Source organism: Frateuria sp., from assembly GCF_035944355.1.
Classification (GTDB): Bacteria; Pseudomonadota; Gammaproteobacteria; order Xanthomonadales; family Rhodanobacteraceae; genus Frateuria_A.
On sequence record NZ_DASZBH010000003.1, the window covers coordinates 1 to 17,514 of the forward strand.

General features: G+C 68.0%; 16 protein-coding genes and 1 rRNA gene. 16 read left to right on the forward strand and 1 reads right to left on the reverse strand.

The features are described 5' to 3' along the window. The first annotated feature begins 17 nt into the window (after positions 1–17). The 3 genes from rrf (at position 18) to VGU03_RS00980 (ending at position 2,334) form a co-directional block, all read left to right on the forward strand. Positions 18–131, forward strand: a 5S ribosomal RNA gene (gene rrf, locus VGU03_RS00970). Between the two features lie 389 nt (positions 132–520). Beyond that, positions 521–1,563 (forward strand): IS3 family transposase gene (locus tag VGU03_RS00975; RefSeq protein WP_414655920.1). Its coding sequence is split into 2 segments (ribosomal slippage): positions 521–707 and positions 707–1,563, totalling 1,044 coding nucleotides; the frame shifts between segments, so codons are not numbered across the junction. A gap of 84 nt (positions 1,564–1,647) precedes the next feature. Beyond that, positions 1,648–2,334, forward strand: coding sequence for a YoaK family protein (locus tag VGU03_RS00980; protein ID WP_327477846.1), 687 nt, complete (start codon positions 1,648–1,650; stop codon positions 2,332–2,334). On the opposite strand, the gene VGU03_RS00985 is transcribed toward VGU03_RS00980, so the two are convergent. Continuing rightward, positions 2,331–3,263 carry a carbohydrate kinase family protein gene (locus tag VGU03_RS00985; RefSeq protein ID WP_327477847.1) on the reverse strand — a complete coding sequence of 311 codons (933 nt, stop codon included), beginning with the start codon at positions 3,261–3,263 and terminating at the stop codon, positions 2,331–2,333. The two genes, VGU03_RS00980 and VGU03_RS00985, sit on opposite strands and share 4 nt — an antisense overlap. 242 nt (positions 3,264–3,505) lie before the next feature. Between VGU03_RS00985 and VGU03_RS00990 the strand changes: the two genes are divergently transcribed. The 13 genes from VGU03_RS00990 (at position 3,506) to VGU03_RS01050 (ending at position 17,244) form a co-directional block, all read left to right on the forward strand. Continuing rightward, on the forward strand, positions 3,506–4,552 hold the full coding sequence (locus VGU03_RS00990; protein WP_327472256.1) for a rod shape-determining protein: 1,047 nt from the start codon (positions 3,506–3,508) through the stop codon (positions 4,550–4,552). A gap of 91 nt (positions 4,553–4,643) precedes the next feature. After that, a complete protein-coding gene (locus VGU03_RS00995) occupies positions 4,644–5,003 on the forward strand; it encodes a hypothetical protein (protein WP_327477848.1) in 360 nt (119 codons plus the stop codon). Next, entirely contained in the window at positions 5,000–5,944 is a 945-nt protein-coding gene (gene mreC, locus VGU03_RS01000; protein ID WP_327477849.1) for a rod shape-determining protein MreC, read from the forward strand. Before VGU03_RS00995 ends, mreC begins: the two co-directional genes overlap by 4 nt. Further along, positions 5,941–6,426 carry a rod shape-determining protein MreD gene (mreD, locus tag VGU03_RS01005; protein ID WP_327477850.1) on the forward strand — a complete coding sequence of 162 codons (486 nt, stop codon included), beginning with the start codon at positions 5,941–5,943 and terminating at the stop codon, positions 6,424–6,426. Before mreC ends, mreD begins: the two co-directional genes overlap by 4 nt. A 1-nt stretch (position 6,427) precedes the next feature. Further along, complete coding sequence (gene mrdA, locus VGU03_RS01010) at positions 6,428–8,374, forward strand: penicillin-binding protein 2 (RefSeq protein WP_327477851.1); 1,947 nt, start codon at positions 6,428–6,430, stop codon at positions 8,372–8,374. After that, positions 8,371–9,486 (forward strand): rod shape-determining protein RodA, encoded by a 1,116-nt coding sequence (rodA, locus tag VGU03_RS01015; RefSeq protein ID WP_327477853.1) that lies wholly within the window; start codon positions 8,371–8,373, stop codon positions 9,484–9,486. Before mrdA ends, rodA begins: the two co-directional genes overlap by 4 nt. A 91-nt stretch (positions 9,487–9,577) precedes the next feature. Continuing rightward, positions 9,578–10,585, forward strand: a complete 1,008-nt coding sequence (gene mltB / locus VGU03_RS01020) for a lytic murein transglycosylase B (protein WP_327477854.1) — start codon at positions 9,578–9,580, stop codon at positions 10,583–10,585. After that, positions 10,582–11,490, forward strand: a complete 909-nt coding sequence (locus VGU03_RS01025) for a septal ring lytic transglycosylase RlpA family protein (protein WP_327477856.1) — start codon at positions 10,582–10,584, stop codon at positions 11,488–11,490. Before mltB ends, VGU03_RS01025 begins: the two co-directional genes overlap by 4 nt. A 62-nt stretch (positions 11,491–11,552) precedes the next feature. Then, the gene (locus VGU03_RS01030; RefSeq protein ID WP_327477858.1) at positions 11,553–12,809 is read left to right on the forward strand and encodes a D-alanyl-D-alanine carboxypeptidase family protein; all 1,257 of its coding nucleotides are present in this window, start codon (positions 11,553–11,555) and stop codon (positions 12,807–12,809) included. After that, positions 12,809–13,099 carry a YbeD family protein gene (locus VGU03_RS01035; RefSeq protein ID WP_327477860.1) on the forward strand — a complete coding sequence of 97 codons (291 nt, stop codon included), beginning with the start codon at positions 12,809–12,811 and terminating at the stop codon, positions 13,097–13,099. The genes VGU03_RS01030 and VGU03_RS01035 overlap by 1 nt, the downstream gene beginning before the upstream one ends. A gap of 209 nt (positions 13,100–13,308) precedes the next feature. After that, the gene (gene lipB, locus VGU03_RS01040) at positions 13,309–14,004 is read left to right on the forward strand and encodes a lipoyl(octanoyl) transferase LipB (protein ID WP_327477862.1); all 696 of its coding nucleotides are present in this window, start codon (positions 13,309–13,311) and stop codon (positions 14,002–14,004) included. After that, positions 13,997–15,001 (forward strand): lipoyl synthase, encoded by a 1,005-nt coding sequence (gene lipA, locus VGU03_RS01045; protein ID WP_327477864.1) that lies wholly within the window; start codon positions 13,997–13,999, stop codon positions 14,999–15,001. The genes lipB and lipA overlap by 8 nt, the downstream gene beginning before the upstream one ends. Before the next feature lie 8 nt (positions 15,002–15,009). Beyond that, on the forward strand, positions 15,010–17,244 hold the full coding sequence (locus tag VGU03_RS01050) for a carboxy terminal-processing peptidase (RefSeq protein WP_327477865.1): 2,235 nt from the start codon (positions 15,010–15,012) through the stop codon (positions 17,242–17,244). Positions 17,245–17,514: the final 270 nt, after the last annotated feature.

Here is a 17,514-nt window from a genome sequence, read left to right on the forward strand (position 1 = left end):
GCCGCTTCTACCCCTTCCCTGGCGGCCATAGCGCTGTGGTCCCACCCGATCCCATCCCGAACTCGGAAGTGAAACGCAGCTGCGCCGATGGTAGTGTGGCTTGTCCATGCAAGAGTAGGTCACCGCCAGGGGCTTTATCCTAAAAACCCTCACCGATTCCGGTGGGGGTTTTTTCTTTTGCGTTCCACCTTGCCAGTGACTCGATCTCGCTGCGGAACACCTGACGCCGTCATGCGCTCAGTGGTGCGCACTGGGCGCCAGGTTTCATTCCGGCCGTGCATGGCCTGTCCGCCGACACTTCCGTGATTCGCATGCAGACCACTTACCAAGGGCGCGCCTTGTCGTACATGGGACTCACCACGGTCATGGCGGACCGCTGGTTGCTGTGAACCCGACGTCCCCCCGCCTTTGAGTAGCGCCGAGGTTTGGAGTCCAATCCCCCATCCGAAGGAGATTGGACGTGAAGAAGCGCTTTTCCGAAGAGCAGATCATCGGCTTCCTGCGTGAGGCGGAAGCCGGCATGGCGGTGAAGGACCTGTGCCGCAAGCACGGCTTCAGCGAGGCCTCCTACTACCTGTGGCGTAGCAAGTTCGGCGGCATGAGCGTGCCGGATGCCAAGCGCCTGAAGGAGCTGGAGACGGAGAACGGCCGGCTGAAGAAGCTGCTGGCCGAGCAGGTCCTGGAGAACGAGGTCATCAAGGACGCCCTGCGAAAAAAGTGGTGACTGCGCCGGCCCGTCGTGGGCTGGTGCGGCACCTGATCGATCGGGGCTTAAGCGAGCGGCGCTCGCTGGCCGTCATGCGCATGAGTGCCAGCGCTTTGCGCTATGCACCGCGCCCGGATCGCAACGTCGGGCTGTGCGAGCGCATCCTGGCGCTGGCGCACCGGCACAAGCGCTACGGCGTCGGGATGATCTACCTCAAGCTCAGACAGGAAGGGTTGCTCGTGAACTACAAGCGCGTGGAGCGGCTGTACCAGGAAGCGAAGCTGCAGGTGCGGCGGCGCAAGCGCAAGAAGGTGCCGGTGGGCGAACGTCAGCCGCTGTTGCGGCCCTTGGCGGCCAACGAGGTCTGGTCGATGGACTTCGTCTTCGATCGCACGGCCGAGGGGCGGGTGATCAAGTGCCTGACGATCGTCGACGATGCCACCCATGAGGCGGTGGCGATCGAGGTCGAGCGGGCGATCTCCGGCCACATGCTCACCCGCGTGCTTGATCGTCTGGCGCTTAGTCGCGGCCTGCCCAGCGTCATCCGGACCGACAACGGCAAGGAGTTCTGCGGCCGGGCGATGGTGACCTGGGCGCACGAGCGCGGCGTGCAGCTACGCCTGATTGAGCCGGGCAAGCCCAACCAGAACGCTTACGTCGAATCCTTCAACGGCCGGCTACGCGACGAGTGCCTCAACGAGCACTGGTTCACCCACCTGCTGCATGCCCGTGCCGTGATCGAGACCTGGCGGCGCGAATACAACGAAGAGAGACCGAAGGCGGCCCTAAGCGGGATGACGCCAGCGGCCTATGCACAGCACTTGGCAAACACAGATACGATCAACCCCGGACTCTAAACCCGACCGCTACTGAAAGCGGGGGGACGTCGAACCGCCCCGGGCTTCACCTCGACCCAGCTAGCTTGCCGGCGGAGGTGTTCCATGGAGCATACCGATGCACACTGGCTGGCGTGGTCGCTGCCGGCGCTGGCCTGGGTGGGTGGAAGCCTGGATGCCATCAGCTACCTGGCGCTCGGACATGTGTTTACCGGGAACATGACGGGCAACACCGTGCTGCTTGCGATGGCGCTGGGTGCCGGCAACCTGGGCCGGACGTTGCGCTCGTTGCTGGCCGTGCTGGGCTTCGTCGTAGGCGTCGCAACGGGTACGGGTCTGCTGCGCGGGCAGAGAGCCGGCTGGAACACGAAGGTAAATCGTGTGCTGGTGCTGGAAGCGGCGCTGCTTGGCGCGGCTGCGCTTGCCCTCGCCTGGAACGCGCACACGGCCATTCCGGAGCCGCAGGTGCGCGGCTTGATCATCCTGCTTGGCATGGTGATGGGTATGCAGAGCGCAGCGGTGCGCCAGGTGCACCTGGCGGGCGTTTGGACCACCGTCATCACCGGCACGCTGACCGAGTGGGTTGCCGGACGGGTCGAGCGCACACCGGCGAAAGATCTCCCGGTCGGCCGCGTTCAGGCTGCGGTCTACGCGACCTACGGCCTGGCCGCGCTGGTCACGGCCTGGCTTCAGCAGCGCCGGTTGCCCTGGGCGATCGCGCTGCCGTGGCTGGTGCTGCTGTGCGTGATCACTTGCGGCGCATGGCGGTTGCACCGCGCCGGCAGGGACTAGAGCGCGTAGCCGAACTGGTCGCGGAATGCGTCGGCGAACTCGTCGTAGCTGAAGCGCTGGTTCTGCGTACCGGGGTGCTCGACCTTCAATGCGCCCATCAGCGACGCCATGCGCCCGGTCGTCGGCCAGTCGTAGCCCCGCATGATGCCGAAGATCAGGCCTGCGCGGTAGGCGTCGCCGCAGCCCGTCGGATCGATCACCTGGCGCTCGCGCGCCGCTGGAATCTCGATCACCTGGCCGCCGGTATGGATCAGCGAACCACGCGGCCCCAGCGTGACGATGTAGGCCTGCGTGCGGCTGGCGATCTCCTCCGCGCTCCAGCCGGTGCGCTGCTGCAGCAGCTGCGATTCGTAGTCGTTGACGATGACGTAGTTGGCCTTGCCGATCATCGAGCGGAATTCGTCGCCGTTGAACAGCGGCATCGCCTGGCCAGGATCGAAGATGAAGGGCACGCCGCGGGCGGCGAAGTCGTCCGTGTGCTGCAGCATGGCCTCGCGCCCGTCCGGCGCCACGATGCCGAATTTGGCGTCGCCCACGTCGCCGACGTGGTTGTGGTGCGAGCTGGACATCGCGCCCGGATGGAAAGCGGTGATCTGGTTGTTGTCCAGGTCCGTCGTGATGAAGCACTGCGGCGTGAACTGGTCCTCGAACACGCGCACGCCCTCGAGACGGATGCCGCAGCGGATCAGGTGCTCGCGGTAGGGGCCGAAGTCCTGTCCGACCGTCGCCATCGGCAGCGGATCGCCGCCCAACAGCTTCAGGTTGTAGGCGATGTTGCCCGCGCAACCGCCGAACTCGCGGCGCATCTGTGGCACCAGGAAGGACACGTTAAGGATGTGGACCTTGTCCGGCAGGATGTGGTTCTTGAACTGGTCCGGGAACACCATGATGGTGTCGTAGGCCAGCGAACCGCAGATGACGGCTGACATGTTGGAAGCAACCCCGATCGGCAAACGCGGACGGCAATCGTCCGACAAACCGGGCAATCGTAACTCGAGCTCTCGCCCAAGGCGACAGGAAGTTGCATTCCGAAGCCGCGGCTCGACTCAGGAAATGCGCGCATCATCGCGTTCTGCAAGGCTTTCTTAACTTCTTCACGCTTGCGTGGGTGGGGCCTGCTCACTAGACTGACGCGCTTACTTTTTCTCCTGCAGACGGCGTGCCAGGCCTCATGTTCAAGAAGTTCCGCGGCATCTTTTCCAACGACATCTCCATCGACCTCGGCACCGCCAACACGCTGATCTACGTGCGTGGGCAGGGCATCATCCTCAACGAGCCGTCGGTAGTGGCGATTCGCCAGGATCGCGGCCCGGGCGGTCCTCGCGCGGTAGCCGCGGTCGGCGGGGACGCCAAGCGCATGCTCGGCCGCACGCCGGGCAACATCGCCACCGTGCGTCCCATGAAGGACGGCGTCATCGCCGACTTCACCATGACCGAGGCGATGCTGCAGCACTTCATCAAGCAGGTGCACAAGTCGCGCATGCTGCGGCCCAGCCCGCGCGTGCTGGTGTGCGTGCCCTGCGGTTCGACCCAGGTCGAGCGCCGCGCCATCAAGGAGTCGGCCGAAGGCGCCGGCGCCCGCGACGTGTTCCTGATCGAGGAGCCGATGGCCGCCGCGATCGGCGCCGGCATCCCGGTGCACGAGGCGCGCGGCGCGATGGTGCTGGACATCGGCGGCGGCACTTCCGAGGTCGCGGTGATCTCGCTCAACGGCATCGTCTACTCGCAGTCGGTGCGCGTGGGCGGCGACCGTTTCGACGAGGCGATCATCAACTACGTACGCCGCAACCACGGCACGCTGATCGGCGAATCCACCGCCGAGCGCATCAAGATCGAGATCGGCTGCGCCTTCCCGCAGGCCAACGTCAAGGAGATCGAGATCTCCGGGCGCAACCTGGCCGAGGGCGTGCCGCGCATGTTCACGATCAATTCCAACGAGGTGCTGGAGGCGCTGCACGAGCCGCTGTCGGGCATCGTGGCCGCGGTCAAGTCGGCGCTGGAGCAGACTCCGCCGGAGCTGTGCTCGGACGTGGCCGAGCGCGGCATCGTGCTCACCGGCGGCGGCGCATTGCTGCGTGATCTGGACCGGCTGATCTCGGAGGAGACTGGCCTGCACGTGCAGGTGGCCGACGACCCGCTTACCTGCGTGGCGCGCGGCGGCGGCAAGGCGCTGGAGCTGATCGACCAGCACGGCAGCGATTTCTTCGCGCCGGAATAAGACGGGTCTGCACGAGGATCTGCCCGGCGACCGCAGCGGCGCCGGCTGCGAGGGTCAGGCAACGCAGGGCCACTCCCACGACGGATGCAGCATGCAGGTCGAACTGACAGAAGGCTATGGTCTGCGGATGGCGCACATCCTCGCCACCGGGGCCACCTCGCGCTTGCATCGGAACACGTCGAACGCGGCGTCCGCACACGGGTACGCCGATCCGGAGGGGGCCGCGGAGCCGGCTTCGCGCCAGGAACTCGGGCTTGTGCCGGCGGGCCGTGGCGCCGCCGGCGAGGTCGAGCGGGCGTACGCCGACCATTGCCAGACGCTTGCCGTGCTGCTTGACGTGGACACCATCCCGGCCGCACGCCGCCGCGGTCCGCGGCGATCCGTCGAGGGCATCAGTGCCGCCCCGCGTGCGTTCGCCAGCTACCACCCGGCGGCCAGACGGTCTTCATGAACAAGGACGCCTCGCCCCTGTTCGCCGGCTCGACCGGCACGCTGCGGCTGATCGGCTACCTCGCGCTGGCGATGGTGCTGATGGTGCTGGACCATCGCAACGGCTGGATGTGGCGCATCCGCTACGGCGCCGCCGTGGCGGTCGAGCCGGTGTACCGGCTTGCCGGGCTGCCGGTGGAAGGCATGCGCACGCTCTCGGTGGCCTTCGCCGACCGCCAGCGACTGACCGAGCAGAACCAGCGCCTGCGCGAGGACCTGTTGCTGGCCAATGCCAAGCTCAATCGCATGGCCGCGGTGGCCGAACAGAACGAGCACCTGAAGGAATTGCTCGATACGCAGCGCAGCCTCGACCTCAACGTGCAGCTGGCGCGCGTGGTGGGCGTGGACCTGGGCGCGTACCGCCACCGCCTGTTGATCAACGTGGGCGCGCGTGACGGCGTGAGGCCGGGCCAGCCGGTGATCGATGCGCGGGGCGTGATGGGTCAGGTCATCCAGACGCTCCCCACCACCTCGGTGGTCATGCTCATCACCGACCCGAACAATGCCTTGCCCGTGACCGTCGAGCGCACCGGCCTGCGCGTCATCGCCTACGGTTCGCGCGAGGGCGACCGCCTGGTGCTGCCCACGATCCCGATGGCGGCCGACGTGCAGGTCGGCGACCGGCTGCTGACCTCCGGCCTGGGCGGGCGCTTTCCGCCGGGCTTCCCGGTCGGCGCGATCACGCGCGTGGCGCCGGCGCCCACCGGCATGTTCCTCGAAGCGCAGGCCCAGCCCAGTGCGGACATCAACCGCAGCGAGGACGTGCTGCTGCTGCACGACCAGGCCGAGCCGGCCGGCCCGCCGGAGCCGGTGACGCCGATGGGGCCGCCGTCCGACCTTGCGCCTGCGAGTGCGCGCAGTGCGGCCACGCCGCCGCGCCATTTCACGGGAGGCAGGCCATGAACCGCCAACGCCTCGGCACCTGGTGGTTCATCGGCACGCTGGTGTTCGCGCTGTTCTCGATGCTGGTGCCGCTGCCGGACGTGCTCGCGCCCTTCAAGCCGTACTGGCCAGCGCTGGTGCTGCTGTACTGGTCGCTGGAATCGGGCGACCGCGTGACGCTGGGTCTGGCCTTCGCGATGGGGCTTGCCGCCGACCTGCTCGATGGCGTGCTGCTGGGCGAGCAGGCGCTGCGCCTGACCGCGCTGGTGTTCATCGCGCTGCGCTTCCGCTCGCGCCTGCGCTTCTTCCCGATGTGGCAGCAGACCCTCGCGGTGCTGGCGCTGCTGGTCAACGACCGCATCCTGCTGACCATCGTGCGCGTGTTCGCCGGCGACCCGCTGCCGCCGGCCAGCTGGTGGATCTCGCCATTCGTCGGCGCGGCGCTGTGGCCGTTCGTGTTCCTGCTGCTGGACGACCTGCGCATGCGCCTGCGCCTGCAATGAGATGAAGAAGCGGCGCACACTGAAGGATCCCCGCGGCGAGGCGGCGCTGTTCCAGCGGCGCTCGCTGGTCGGTTTCGCGTTGATCGTACTGTGCCTGATCGCGCTGTCCGGGCGCTTCTTCTACCTGCAGGTTCAGCGCCACGACGAGTTCGTGACCCGTTCGGAGAACAACCGCGTCAAGCCCAAGGTGATCCCGCCCGCGCGCGGCCTGATCTACGACCGCAACGGCGTGCTGCTCGCGGACAACGTGCCGGCCTTCCGGCTCGAAGTGGTGCCCGAGCAGGTGCCGGACATGCAGGCGATGCTCAGGCAGATCGGCGCCGTGGTGCCGCTGGACGAGGACGACATCGCCGCGTTCAAGAAGCAGCTCAAGCAGAGCCGCCGCTTCGAGAGCGTGCCGCTGAAGATGCACCTGTCCGAGGACGACATCGCCCGATTCGCGATCAACCGCTGGCGTTTCCCCGGCGTGGACGTGGTGCCCTACCTCACCCGCCATTACCCCTACGGCGAGCTGTTCGCGCACGTGATCGGCTATGTGGGACGCATCGACGCGGACGACTTGAAGCGGCTCGATCCCAACCGCTACCAGGGCACCAGCCACGTCGGCCGCAGCGGCATCGAGCGTTCCTACGAGGACGTGCTGCACGGCACGCCCGGCTACGCGCTGGTCGAGGTCAACGCCGACGGGCGCACCCAGCGCGTGCTGGAGACGCACCCGCCGGTTCCCGGCAAGAACCTCTACCTCTCGATCGACGTGCGCCTGCAGAAGGCGGCGACCGCGGCGTTCGACGGGCGTCCGGGCGCGGCGGTGGCGATCGACCCGCGCAACGGCCAGGTGCTGGCGATGGTCAGCGTGCCCAGCTTCGACCCCAACCTGTTCGTCAACGGCATCGGCAGCGCCGACTACAAGGCGCTCACCACCGCGCCGGACAAGCCGCTGTACAACCGTGCGCTGCGCGGCGTGTACCCGCCCGGCTCCACCGTCAAGCCGTTCCTGGCGCTGGGCGGCCTGGAGTACGGCGTGCGCAGGCCGGAGGACACGGTGCTCTCCACCGGCGAGTTCTGCCTGCCCGGCCAATCGCGCTGCTACCGCGACGACACGCGTGGCGGCGACGGCGTGGTGAACATGGTGCGTGCGATCGAGAAGTCGACCAACACCTACTTCTACAAGCTGGCGCTGGACCTGGGGATAGACCGGCTGAGCAACTGGATGGGCCGCTTCGGCTTCGGCCAGAAGACCGGCATCGACCTCGACGGCGAACAGGTCGGCGTGCTGCCCTCGCGCGAATGGAAGATGGCCAACTCGCGCCAGCCCTGGTTCCCGGGCGAGACCATCATCGCCGGCATCGGCCAGGGCTACTGGGCGGTGACGCCGCTGCAGCTGGACCACGCTTTGTCGATCATCGCCGGGCTGGGCGTGCCGCGCGCGCCGCGGGTGGTGATGGCCACCCAGGACAACGTCGAGGCGCCGCGCCAGATGCTGCCCAATCCCCCGACCGGGCCATCGCTGGTGAGCAATCCGAAGGACCTGGACGTGATCAAGCAAGGCATGGAAGCGGTGATCACCGGGGGCACCGGCGCCAAGCAGTTCATCGGCTTCCCGCTGGTGGTCGCCGGCAAGAGCGGCACCGCCGAGCGCTTCTCACGCACCACCTCGGCCTACGACACCAACAAGAACAACGCCTACCTGGCCAGCCGCCACCGCGCCTGGTTCGAGGCCTATACGCCGGCGGACGATCCGAAGATCGCCGCGGTCGCCCTGCTCGAAGCCGGCGCCTGGGGCGCGCAGGATTCGGGGCCGATCGTGCGCAAGGTGTTCGAGGCCTGGCTGGCCACGCAGGGCGGCGCGCCCACTGCAGCGGCTTCCGCGCAGACGGGTCCGGCGCCGTCCGGCAGCGCGCCGGTCGAGGACCTGCCCGCCCAGTCCAGCAGCGAGGCCATCCCATGATCGAGGCTATCAAAGCCCGCGCCCGCCGCTTCCTGCGCCGCATCCTGACCCGGCCGCGGATCGACCTGCCGCTGGCCTGCGGCCTGTTCGTGCTTGCCTGCGTCGGCCTGGTCACGCTCTACAGCGCCGGCGGCGGCGACCTCGGGCTGGTCGGTGGCCAGGCCGCGCGCTTCGTACTGGGCGCCGCGCTGCTGCTGCTGATCTCGCGCATCCCGCCTACCGTGCTGCGCAGCTGGACGCCGTGGCTCTACGCCGGCAGCACCGTGCTGCTGGTGGTGGTGGCGATCCTGGGCGAGGGGCGCGGCGCGAATCGCTGGCTGGACCTGAAGATCATGCGCTTCCAGCCCTCCGAGCTGCTCAAGCTCACCATGCCGATGATGGTGGCCTGGTACCTGCATCCGCGTCAGCTGCCGCCGAGCTGGAAGGACATGGCGGTGGTCGGTGCGCTGATCGCGGTTCCGGCGGCGCTGATCGCCAAGCAGCCGGACCTGGGCACCGCGCTGCTGGTGTCGGCGGCCGGCGCGTTCGCGCTGTTCCTCTCCGGCGTGGCGTGGTGGCGCATCGGCCTGCTGCTCGGCGCGGCGGGGGCGATGGTGCCGGTGGGCTGGCATTTCATGCACCAGTACCAGCGCGACCGCGTGCTGACCCTGCTCAATCCCGAGTCCGACCCGCTGGGCAACGGCTGGCACATCATCCAGTCGCAGATCGCGGTGGGCTCCGGCGGCGTCTTCGGCAAGGGCTGGATGCACGGCACGCAGTCGCGGCTGGAGTTCCTGCCCGAGCACACCACCGACTTCATCTTCGCGGTGTTCTCCGAGGAGTTCGGCCTGGTCGGCGTGTGCCTGCTGCTGGCGCTTTACGCCTTCATCATCGGCCGCTGCCTGTGGATCGCGATGGAGGCGCGCGACACCTATTCGCGCCTGCTCGCCGGCGCGATCGGCATGAGTTTCTTCGTCTATGTGTTCGTCAACGGTGGCATGATCGCCGGCATGCTCCCCGTGGTGGGTGTGCCGCTGCCGTTCGTGAGCTACGGCGGCACCTCGGCGGTGAGCTTGTTGAGCGGTTTCGGCGTGCTGATGTCGATCCACGCCAACCGCAAGATGCATGACTGAGCAGTGCCATGCCGGCGCCCGCGTCCGGCCCTGGATGGCGCGGTTGCGCATGATAGGCTTGGCTGCGATGTCGACCCGCGCAGCGCACTCCATGTCCTTCCCCCGTTGGCGCCTGCCAGGCGCGCTCGCCGCCCTGCTGTTGATCGCTGCCGCGCCGATGCACGCGCAGCCGGCGACCGTGCATCCGGGCCAGGCCGAACTGGTGCGCGAGGTGGCGCGGGACACCGGCAAGAGCCCGGCCCGGCTCGATGCGCTGCTCGGGCGCGCGCAGATGCAGCAGTCCATCCTGGACGCGATCGCGCGCCCGGCCGAGGCCAAGCCCTGGAAGGACTACCGGCCGATCTTCATCACGCCCAAGCGCATCGACGAAGGCGTGGCGTTCTACCGCGCGCACCGCGTCTTGCTCGAGCGCATCGCGGACCAATACGGCGTGGCGCCCGAGTACATCGTGGCGATCCTGGGCGTGGAGACCTTCTACGGTCGCAACACCGGCAAGTACAAAGTGCTCGATGCGCTGGTCACGCTGGGCCTGTACTACCCGCCGCGGGCGAAGTTCTTCCGCGAGCAGCTCAAAGTGCTGCTGGAGCTGCCGGACAACCACCTGGCCGGGCCGCTGGACACGCTTACCGGCTCCTACGCCGGCGCGCAGGGCTGGGGCCAGTTCATGCCCTCGAGCATCCGCGACTTCGGCGTGGATGCCGACCATGACGGCCATATCGACCTGACCAGGTCGCTGCCGGACATTTTGGCCAGCGTGGCCAACTATTTCGCCGGGCACGGCTGGGAGCGCGGCGGCCCGGTGGCGGCCAGGGCGCAGCCGGACGCTGCGCCGCGTGCGCTGGAGGTGGCCGACGCGCAGCCGCGCTGGCCACTGGAGCAGCTCGAGGCCTGGGGCTATGCGCCGGTGGAACACCTGGACCCGGGCCGGCTGGCGAGCCTGCAGGCGCTCCAGGGCGGCGATGGCCCGGAGTACTGGTTCACCTTCCAGAACTTCTACGTGATCACGCGCTACAACAAGAGCCCGCTCTACGCGCTGGCGGTCCACCAGCTGGCCCAGGCGATCGCCGCCGGGGTGCGCTCGGCCGACGCGGTGCCATGAGCTGGCGCACCGGCGTCCTGCTGCTGTTCGCCCTGGCGCTGGCCGGTTGCGCCGGCTCGCGGCCGCGGAGCTCGCATGGCGCGGGTGCGCGCGGCGAGGGTCGGGCCAGCGGCGGCTTCGTCGACGACCTCAGCCGCTCGCAGGGCAGCCGCTACCGCGACGGCAAGGACAGCGTACCGCCGCCGATCGACGTCAGCCGAATTCCCGAACCGGTTCCAAAAATCGAGCCGCGTTCGCTGTACGGCAACAAGTCGCCCTACACGGTGCTCGGCCAGACCTATCGCGTGCTGCCGAGCGCGCGCGGTTACGACGAGCGCGGCATCGCCTCCTTCTACGGCGCCAAGTTCCACGGCTACAAGACCTCCAGCCTGGAGGACTACGACATGTACGCCTTCAGCGCCGCGCACAAGACGCTGCCGCTGCCCAGCTACGCGCGAGTGACCAACCTCGCCAACGGCAAGAGCGTGATCGTGCGCATCAACGACCGCGGGCCGTTCCACGAGAACCGGCTGATCGACCTGTCCTATGCCGCGGCGGTCAAGATCGGCGTGTGGCCCAAGGGCACCGGGCTGGTCGAGGTGCGCGCGATCGATCCGGCACATCCGGACGATGCGGCAGCTCCACCGATGGAACTGGCGGCGCCTGCGGCGGTCCCACAGGGCGGTGCCCGTCCGACGATCTGGCTGCAGGTGGGGGCGTTCGCGGACCTGGCCAACGCCGACCGCGTCGCGCAGCAACTGCGCTCGGCCAGGCTGGCGCCGGTGCAGGTGATCGATGCGCAGGTGAACGGCCGCAGCATCCGCCGCGTGCGTGTCGGGCCGCTGGAAGACGTCGAGCGCGCCGACCAGGTCACCGCCCAGATCGAGCGGCTCGGCCTTCCCCGGCCGCAGGTCGCGGTAGACTGAGCGATGCTTTTTTCGTGCTGGCGCGCGGGGCGCCGGCAACTAGAGATGGATTGATACCGAAGATGAGCTTTTTCCGCCGTACCCTTGCTTCCTTAGCCGCCGCCGCGCTGGTCGCCGGCGCCGCCTTCGCGCAGCAGACGCCACCGAGGCCCTCGCCCGTGCCGCGGCCGGTCGTGCCCGAGGCGCCGGTGCCGCCGCCGCCGGACGTGGACGGCAAGAGCTGGGTGCTGATGGACTACACCACCGGCCAGATCCTCGCCAGCAAGGACCCGGAGTTGCAGGTCGAGCCGGCGTCGATCACCAAGATCATGACCGACTACGTGGTCTCGGCCGAGCTCGGCAACGGCCGGATCAAGATGACCGATCCGGTCACCATCAGCGAGCGCGCCTGGCGCGGCGGCGGCGCCAGCACCGACGGTTCCACCAGCTTCCTCAAGCTCAACAGCCAGGTGCCGCTCAAGGACCTGCTCTACGGCATGATCATCCAGTCGGGCAACGACGCGGCGATCGCGCTGGCCGAGCACACCGCCGGCTCCGAGGAGGCGTTCGCCAACCTGATGAATGCCTACGCCAAGCAGCTGGGCATGACCCACAGCCACTTCGAGAACGCCTCGGGCTACCCGATCGCGAACCACTACACCACTGCGCAGGACATCGCGCTTCTTTCGCGCGCGCTGATCCATGATTTTCCGGAGGACTACGCGATCTCGGCGATCAAGCAGTTCGAGTGGAACGGCATCAAGCAGGGCAACCGCAACACGCTCCTGTGGCGCGATCCCAGCGTGGACGGCATCAAGACCGGCCACACCGCTGCGGCCGGCTACTGCCTGGCGGCATCGGCCAAGCAGGGCGACTCGCGCATGATCGCCATCGTGATGGGCGCGAGTTCGGAGAAGGCCCGCGCCGACTCGGCGATGGCGCTGCTCAATTACGGCTTCCGCTTCTACGAGACGCACAAGCTCTACGACGCGGGCAAGCCGTTGGCCACGCCCAGGCTGTGGAAGGGCGAGAACAACACCCTGCCGATCGGCATCGCCCAGCCGCTGGAGGTGACCGTCAAGCGCGGCCAGTACGACAAGCTCAAGGCGACGATGGACATCCCTGCCACCCTCGTCGCGCCGTTCAAGAAGGGCCAGCAGGTGGGCACGCTGCGCGTGACGCTGGACAACCAGCCGCTGCAGACGGTGGCGCTGGTGGCCCTGGACGAGGCCCCGCAGGGCGGCTTCTTCAAGCGCCTGTGGGATTCGATCCTGCTGTGGTTCCATGGCGGCAAGAAGGATGACGCCGCGGCCACGGCCCCTGCCGCGGACAAGAAGTGATGCACGAGATCGATTTCAGCCAGGCGAAGAAGGAAGGCAAGGGCTTCCAGTTCCCCGGTGAATTCGAGATCACCGCGCTGGGCGACGCCGGCGCGGACCTGCCCAGGCACGTGCCGGCCGTCCTCGAAGGGGTCGGCCTGCATGTACTGCACGAGACGGTCAGCCAGCGCGCCTCGCGGGAAGGCAAGTTCGTCTCGGTGACGGTGAGCTTCCGCTGCGAAACCCGCGAGCAGTACGACCAGGCGCACGCGGCGCTGCGCGCCGACCCGGCCATCCGCTACACGCTCTGAGCTTCTGGCCCCCTCTCCACGTCATTAATCAAGATGGGCAGAGGCCTGGATGAGGGGCGAGCTTGTCTGAACCTCACCAGCAGCCGGGTTCGCCGCGAGCCCCGGCCCCTCGCCAGACCTTCTCCCCGGAGGTGGGAGGGCTCCAAAGCCGCAGCTTGCAATCCGACCCGCTCGCCTCATCTGCTTGCCATTTCCCCAGGTAGCGCACCGTGCCTCCCGACTCCCGCCCGCTCCTCATCCGCCGCCTCGGCCGCCAGCCCTACGAGCGCACCTGGAAGGCGATGAGCGCCTTCACCGACGCGCGCGGGCCGGACACCCCCGACGAGCTGTGGCTGCTGGAGCACGACCCGGTGTTCACCCTGGGCCAGGCCGGCAAGATGGAGCACGTGCTGGCGCCCGGCGACATCCCGCTGATCCCGGTCGACCGCGGCGGCCAGGTGACCTACCACGGCCCCGGCCAGATCGTCGGCTACCCGCTGATCGACCTGCGCCGCACGGGCGTGGGCGTGCGCGAGCTCGTCCACCGCATCGAGCAGGCGCTGATCGATACGCTGGCGCACTGGTCGATCGATGCCGGGCGCGTGGAGGGCGCGCCGGGCGTCTACGCGGCAGGCGCCAAGGTGGCCGCCCTGGGCCTGCGCGTGCGCCGCGGCTGCAGCTTCCACGGGCTGGCTTTCAACGTAGCCATGGACCTGGAGCCGTTCGGCCGCATCAACCCTTGTGGCTACAAGGGTTTGGCGGTCACGCAAGTGCTAGACTTGGGCGGCCCGTCGCAGTTGGCGCAAGTCGAGGACGTGCTGGTGGATGAGTTCTGCCGCCAGTTCGGCTTCCACGCGGTGCCGGCCGCTCCCGTCCTCCCCGAACTCCCCGCGCGCACCGCGGTCCAGGTAGTCGCAGATGAGTGAAACGTCCTCCAGGGTGATCCCGATCAGCGTGGTCAACGCCGACGCGGCGGTGGTCGAGAAACAGATCGGCAACGACAAGATCGCCCGCAACCGCGCCAGCTTCGACACCAGCGTGCCGACCCTGCGCAAGCCCTCGTGGATCCGCGTGCGCCTGCCGCAAGGCAACGCCGTGCAGGAACTGAAGGCGCGGCTGCGCGAGAACGCGCTGGTGACCGTGTGCGAGGAAGCCAGCTGCCCGAACATCCACGAGTGCTTCTCCAAGGGCACCGCCACCTTCATGATCCTGGGCGAGGTGTGCACGCGCCGCTGCTCGTTCTGCGACGTGGCGCATGGCCGTCCGCAGCCGCCCGACCCGCTGGAGCCGGCGCGCCTGGCGCAGACGATTGCCGATATGCGTCTGCGCTACGTGGTGATCACCTCGGTCGACCGCGACGACCTGCGCGACGGCGGCGCCGAGCATTTCGCTTCCTGCATCCGCGCCACGCGCCACGCCAGCCCCGACATCAAGATCGAGATCCTCACGCCCGACTTCCGCGGCAAGGGCCGCATGGAGCGCGCGCTGGAGGTGCTCAAGGATTTCCCGCCGGACGTGTTCAACCACAACCTGGAAACCGTGCCGCACCTGTACCGCGAGGTGCGCCCCGGCGCCGACTACCAGTGGTCGCTGGACCTGCTCAAGCGCTTCAAGGCGCAGCACCCGCAGGTGCCGACCAAGTCCGGCATCATGCTAGGCCTGGGCGAGACCTACGACCAGGTCATCGAGACCCTGCGCGATCTACGCGCCCATGACGTGGACATGATCACCATCGGCCAGTACCTGCAGCCCACGCCGCACCATCACCCGGTCGTGCGCTACTGGACTCCCGAAGAATTCGACGCGCTGCGCGTGGCCGGCGAGGCGATGGGCTTCCATCACGTCGCTTCCGGCCCGCTGGTGCGTTCCTCCTACCATGCCGACCTGCAGGCCCATGCAGCCGGCGTTACTGAGCTCGCCTGAGACAATCCATGACACTGCGTCCCACGCTCGCCCTGCTGCTCGCCCTCGTCCTGCCGATCGCCCACGCGCAGGCGCCCGCCGTGCACGGGGACGAGGAGCATGCGGCCTCCAAGCTGCCGCTGAAAGCCACGCCGACCCAGGCCGATGCCGCGCAGCTGTCCGCGCGCTTCCTCACCCGCTTCCATTACGATGCCAAACCGCTCGACGACGCGATGTCGGCCAAGATCTACAAGGCCTACTTCGACATGCTCGACGGCGAGAAGGTGTTCTTCACGCAGCAGGACATGGCGCGCTTCGAGCCGCTGAAAACGAAGTTCGACGACGCGATCTGGAACAAGGACCTGTCCGGTCCGTTCTCGGTGTTCAACCTCTACGTGCAGCATGCGATCGAGCGCATGACCTACGCGCGCGGGCTCTTGAAGAAGGGCTTCGACCTCACCAAGGACGAGAGCTACGCCTACGACCGCAAGAAGGCCGACTGGCCCGCCGACCAGGCCGCGCTGGACGACCTGTGGCGCAAGCGCACCAAGAACGACTGGCTGCGCCTGAAGCTCGCCGGCAAGAGCGACGAGGACATCCGCAAGACGCTGGACAAGCGCTACGCCGGCTACATCGAGCGGGTGCGCCAGCTCGACGGCGAAGATGCGTTCCAGACCTTCATGAACGCCTACGCCGAGACCACCGACCCGCACACCGATTACCTCGGGCCCCGCGCGGCGCAGAATTTCGACATCGCCATGAAGCTCTCGCTGGAGGGCATCGGCGCGGTGCTGCAGGCGCGCGACGAGTACACGCAGATCCGCGAGATCGTGCCTGGCGGGCCGGCGGACAAGTCCGGCAAGATCCACGTGGGCGACCGCATCGTGGCGATCGGGCAGGGCACCGATGGTCCGATGACCGACGTGATCGGCTGGCGCCTGGACGACGTGGTCGACAAGATCCGCGGCAAGAAGGACACCACCGTGCGGCTGGAGATCCTGCCCGCCGACGCCGGCCTGGATGGCAAGCACGAGCTGGTCACCATGGTGCGCAAGAAGGTCAGCATCGAGGAACAGGCGGCCAAGAAGAAGGTGATCGAGATCAAGGACGGCGACGTCAGCCGCAAGATCGGCATCATCGACCTGCCGACCTTCTACTCCGACTTCGGCGCGCGCCGCGAGGGCGACAAGAACTTCAAGAGCGCCACCCGCGACGTCGCCAAGCTGCTCGCCGAGCTGAAGGCCGAAGGCGTGCAGGGCGTGGTGATGGACCTGCGCAACAACGGCGGCGGTTCGCTGGCCGAGGCCAACGAGCTCACTGGCCTGTTCATCGACACCGGTCCGGTGGTGCAGGTGCGCGATGCGCGCGGCCAGGTCGAGGTGCAGGGCGACGACCAGCCCGGCATGGCCTGGAGCGGCCCGATGGCGGTGCTGGTCAACCGCGGCTCGGCCTCGGCCTCGGAGATCTTCTCCGCCGCGATCCAGGACTACGGCCGCGGCCTGATCGTCGGCGAGCCCACCTTCGGCAAGGGCACCGTGCAGAACCTGGTGGACCTGGACCGCTTCGCCCAGGGCGACAGCGAGAAGCCGCAGTACGGCGAGCTCAAGATGACCATCGCCGAGTTCTTCCGCATCAATGGCGGTTCGACCCAGTTGAAGGGCGTCACCCCCGACATCCTGTTCCCCAAGAACGGCGACGAGAAGGACTTCGGCGAATCGACCTACGACAACGCGCTGCCCTGGACGCAGATCCAGCCCGCGCCGTACACCAAGGTCGCCGACCTCTCCGCCTACCTGCCGCAGCTGAAGGCCAAGCACGACGAACGCGTGGCCAAGTCGCCGGGCTGGCAGCTGATGCTCGATGAGCTGGCCCAGTACAAGAAGATGCGCGAGCAGACCACCATCTCGCTCAACCTTGCCGCTCGCCAGGCCGAGCGCAAGCGCCAGGATGCGATCCAGGCCGACTTCCGCGCCCGGCACAAGGCGATCGACGGCACCGACGGCAGCCTGTCGGTGGACGAGCCCACGCTGGACGATGGCCTCAACGCCAACGAGCGCAGCCTCAAGAGCGAGCTGAAGCAGGAGAAGGAAGCCAAGAACGCCAAGGATCCGGAGCTGCAGGAAACCGCGCACATCCTGTTCGACGCGATCGGCCTGATCCGCGCCAACCCCAAGCTGGCCGCCGAGGTGCTGCCCTACGGCGGCAAGTTCTCCACCACCGCGGCGGTGATGCCGCCGGAAAAGCCGGCCGGGCAACCGCGCTGACACGAAGGAAAGAAAAAGCCCGGCGATGCCGGGCTTTTCTTTTGCCCCTTTTGGAAAGGGGGCCAGCTTGAGGGAGGTGCTTCGACCTCGACTTCGGCCGCACCTACGCTCCGCGCGACGACGTGGATGGAGAACCGGACAACGAGCCCCTCTCCCACCGGGAGAGGGGTTGGGGAGAGGGTTCGGGCGAAGCGGGCATCCGGCTCCGTCCGAACCCTCTCCCGCCTGTCGGCACCCTCTCCGGGAGGGAGAGGGGTCGAGGTTGGAGCT

Coding starts and splice junctions, on each gene's coding strand:
- mreD (WP_327477850.1), top strand. CDS start 5,941: ATGAACCGCCAACGCCTCGGCACCTGGTGGTTCATCGGCACGCTGGTG.
- VGU03_RS01035 (WP_327477860.1), top strand. CDS start 12,809: ATGCACGAGATCGATTTCAGCCAGGCGAAGAAGGAAGGCAAGGGCTTC.
- VGU03_RS00980 (WP_327477846.1), top strand. CDS start 1,648: ATGGAGCATACCGATGCACACTGGCTGGCGTGGTCGCTGCCGGCGCTG.
- lipA (WP_327477864.1), top strand. CDS start 13,997: ATGAGTGAAACGTCCTCCAGGGTGATCCCGATCAGCGTGGTCAACGCC.
- mrdA (WP_327477851.1), top strand. CDS start 6,428: ATGAAGAAGCGGCGCACACTGAAGGATCCCCGCGGCGAGGCGGCGCTG.
- VGU03_RS01030 (WP_327477858.1), top strand. CDS start 11,553: ATGAGCTTTTTCCGCCGTACCCTTGCTTCCTTAGCCGCCGCCGCGCTG.
- VGU03_RS00995 (WP_327477848.1), top strand. CDS start 4,644: ATGCAGGTCGAACTGACAGAAGGCTATGGTCTGCGGATGGCGCACATC.
- VGU03_RS01025 (WP_327477856.1), top strand. CDS start 10,582: ATGAGCTGGCGCACCGGCGTCCTGCTGCTGTTCGCCCTGGCGCTGGCC.
- VGU03_RS00990 (WP_327472256.1), top strand. CDS start 3,506: ATGTTCAAGAAGTTCCGCGGCATCTTTTCCAACGACATCTCCATCGAC.
- mltB (WP_327477854.1), top strand. CDS start 9,578: ATGTCCTTCCCCCGTTGGCGCCTGCCAGGCGCGCTCGCCGCCCTGCTG.
- mreC (WP_327477849.1), top strand. CDS start 5,000: ATGAACAAGGACGCCTCGCCCCTGTTCGCCGGCTCGACCGGCACGCTG.
- VGU03_RS00985 (WP_327477847.1), bottom strand. CDS start 3,263: ATGTCAGCCGTCATCTGCGGTTCGCTGGCCTACGACACCATCATGGTG.
- rodA (WP_327477853.1), top strand. CDS start 8,371: ATGATCGAGGCTATCAAAGCCCGCGCCCGCCGCTTCCTGCGCCGCATC.
- VGU03_RS01050 (WP_327477865.1), top strand. CDS start 15,010: ATGACACTGCGTCCCACGCTCGCCCTGCTGCTCGCCCTCGTCCTGCCG.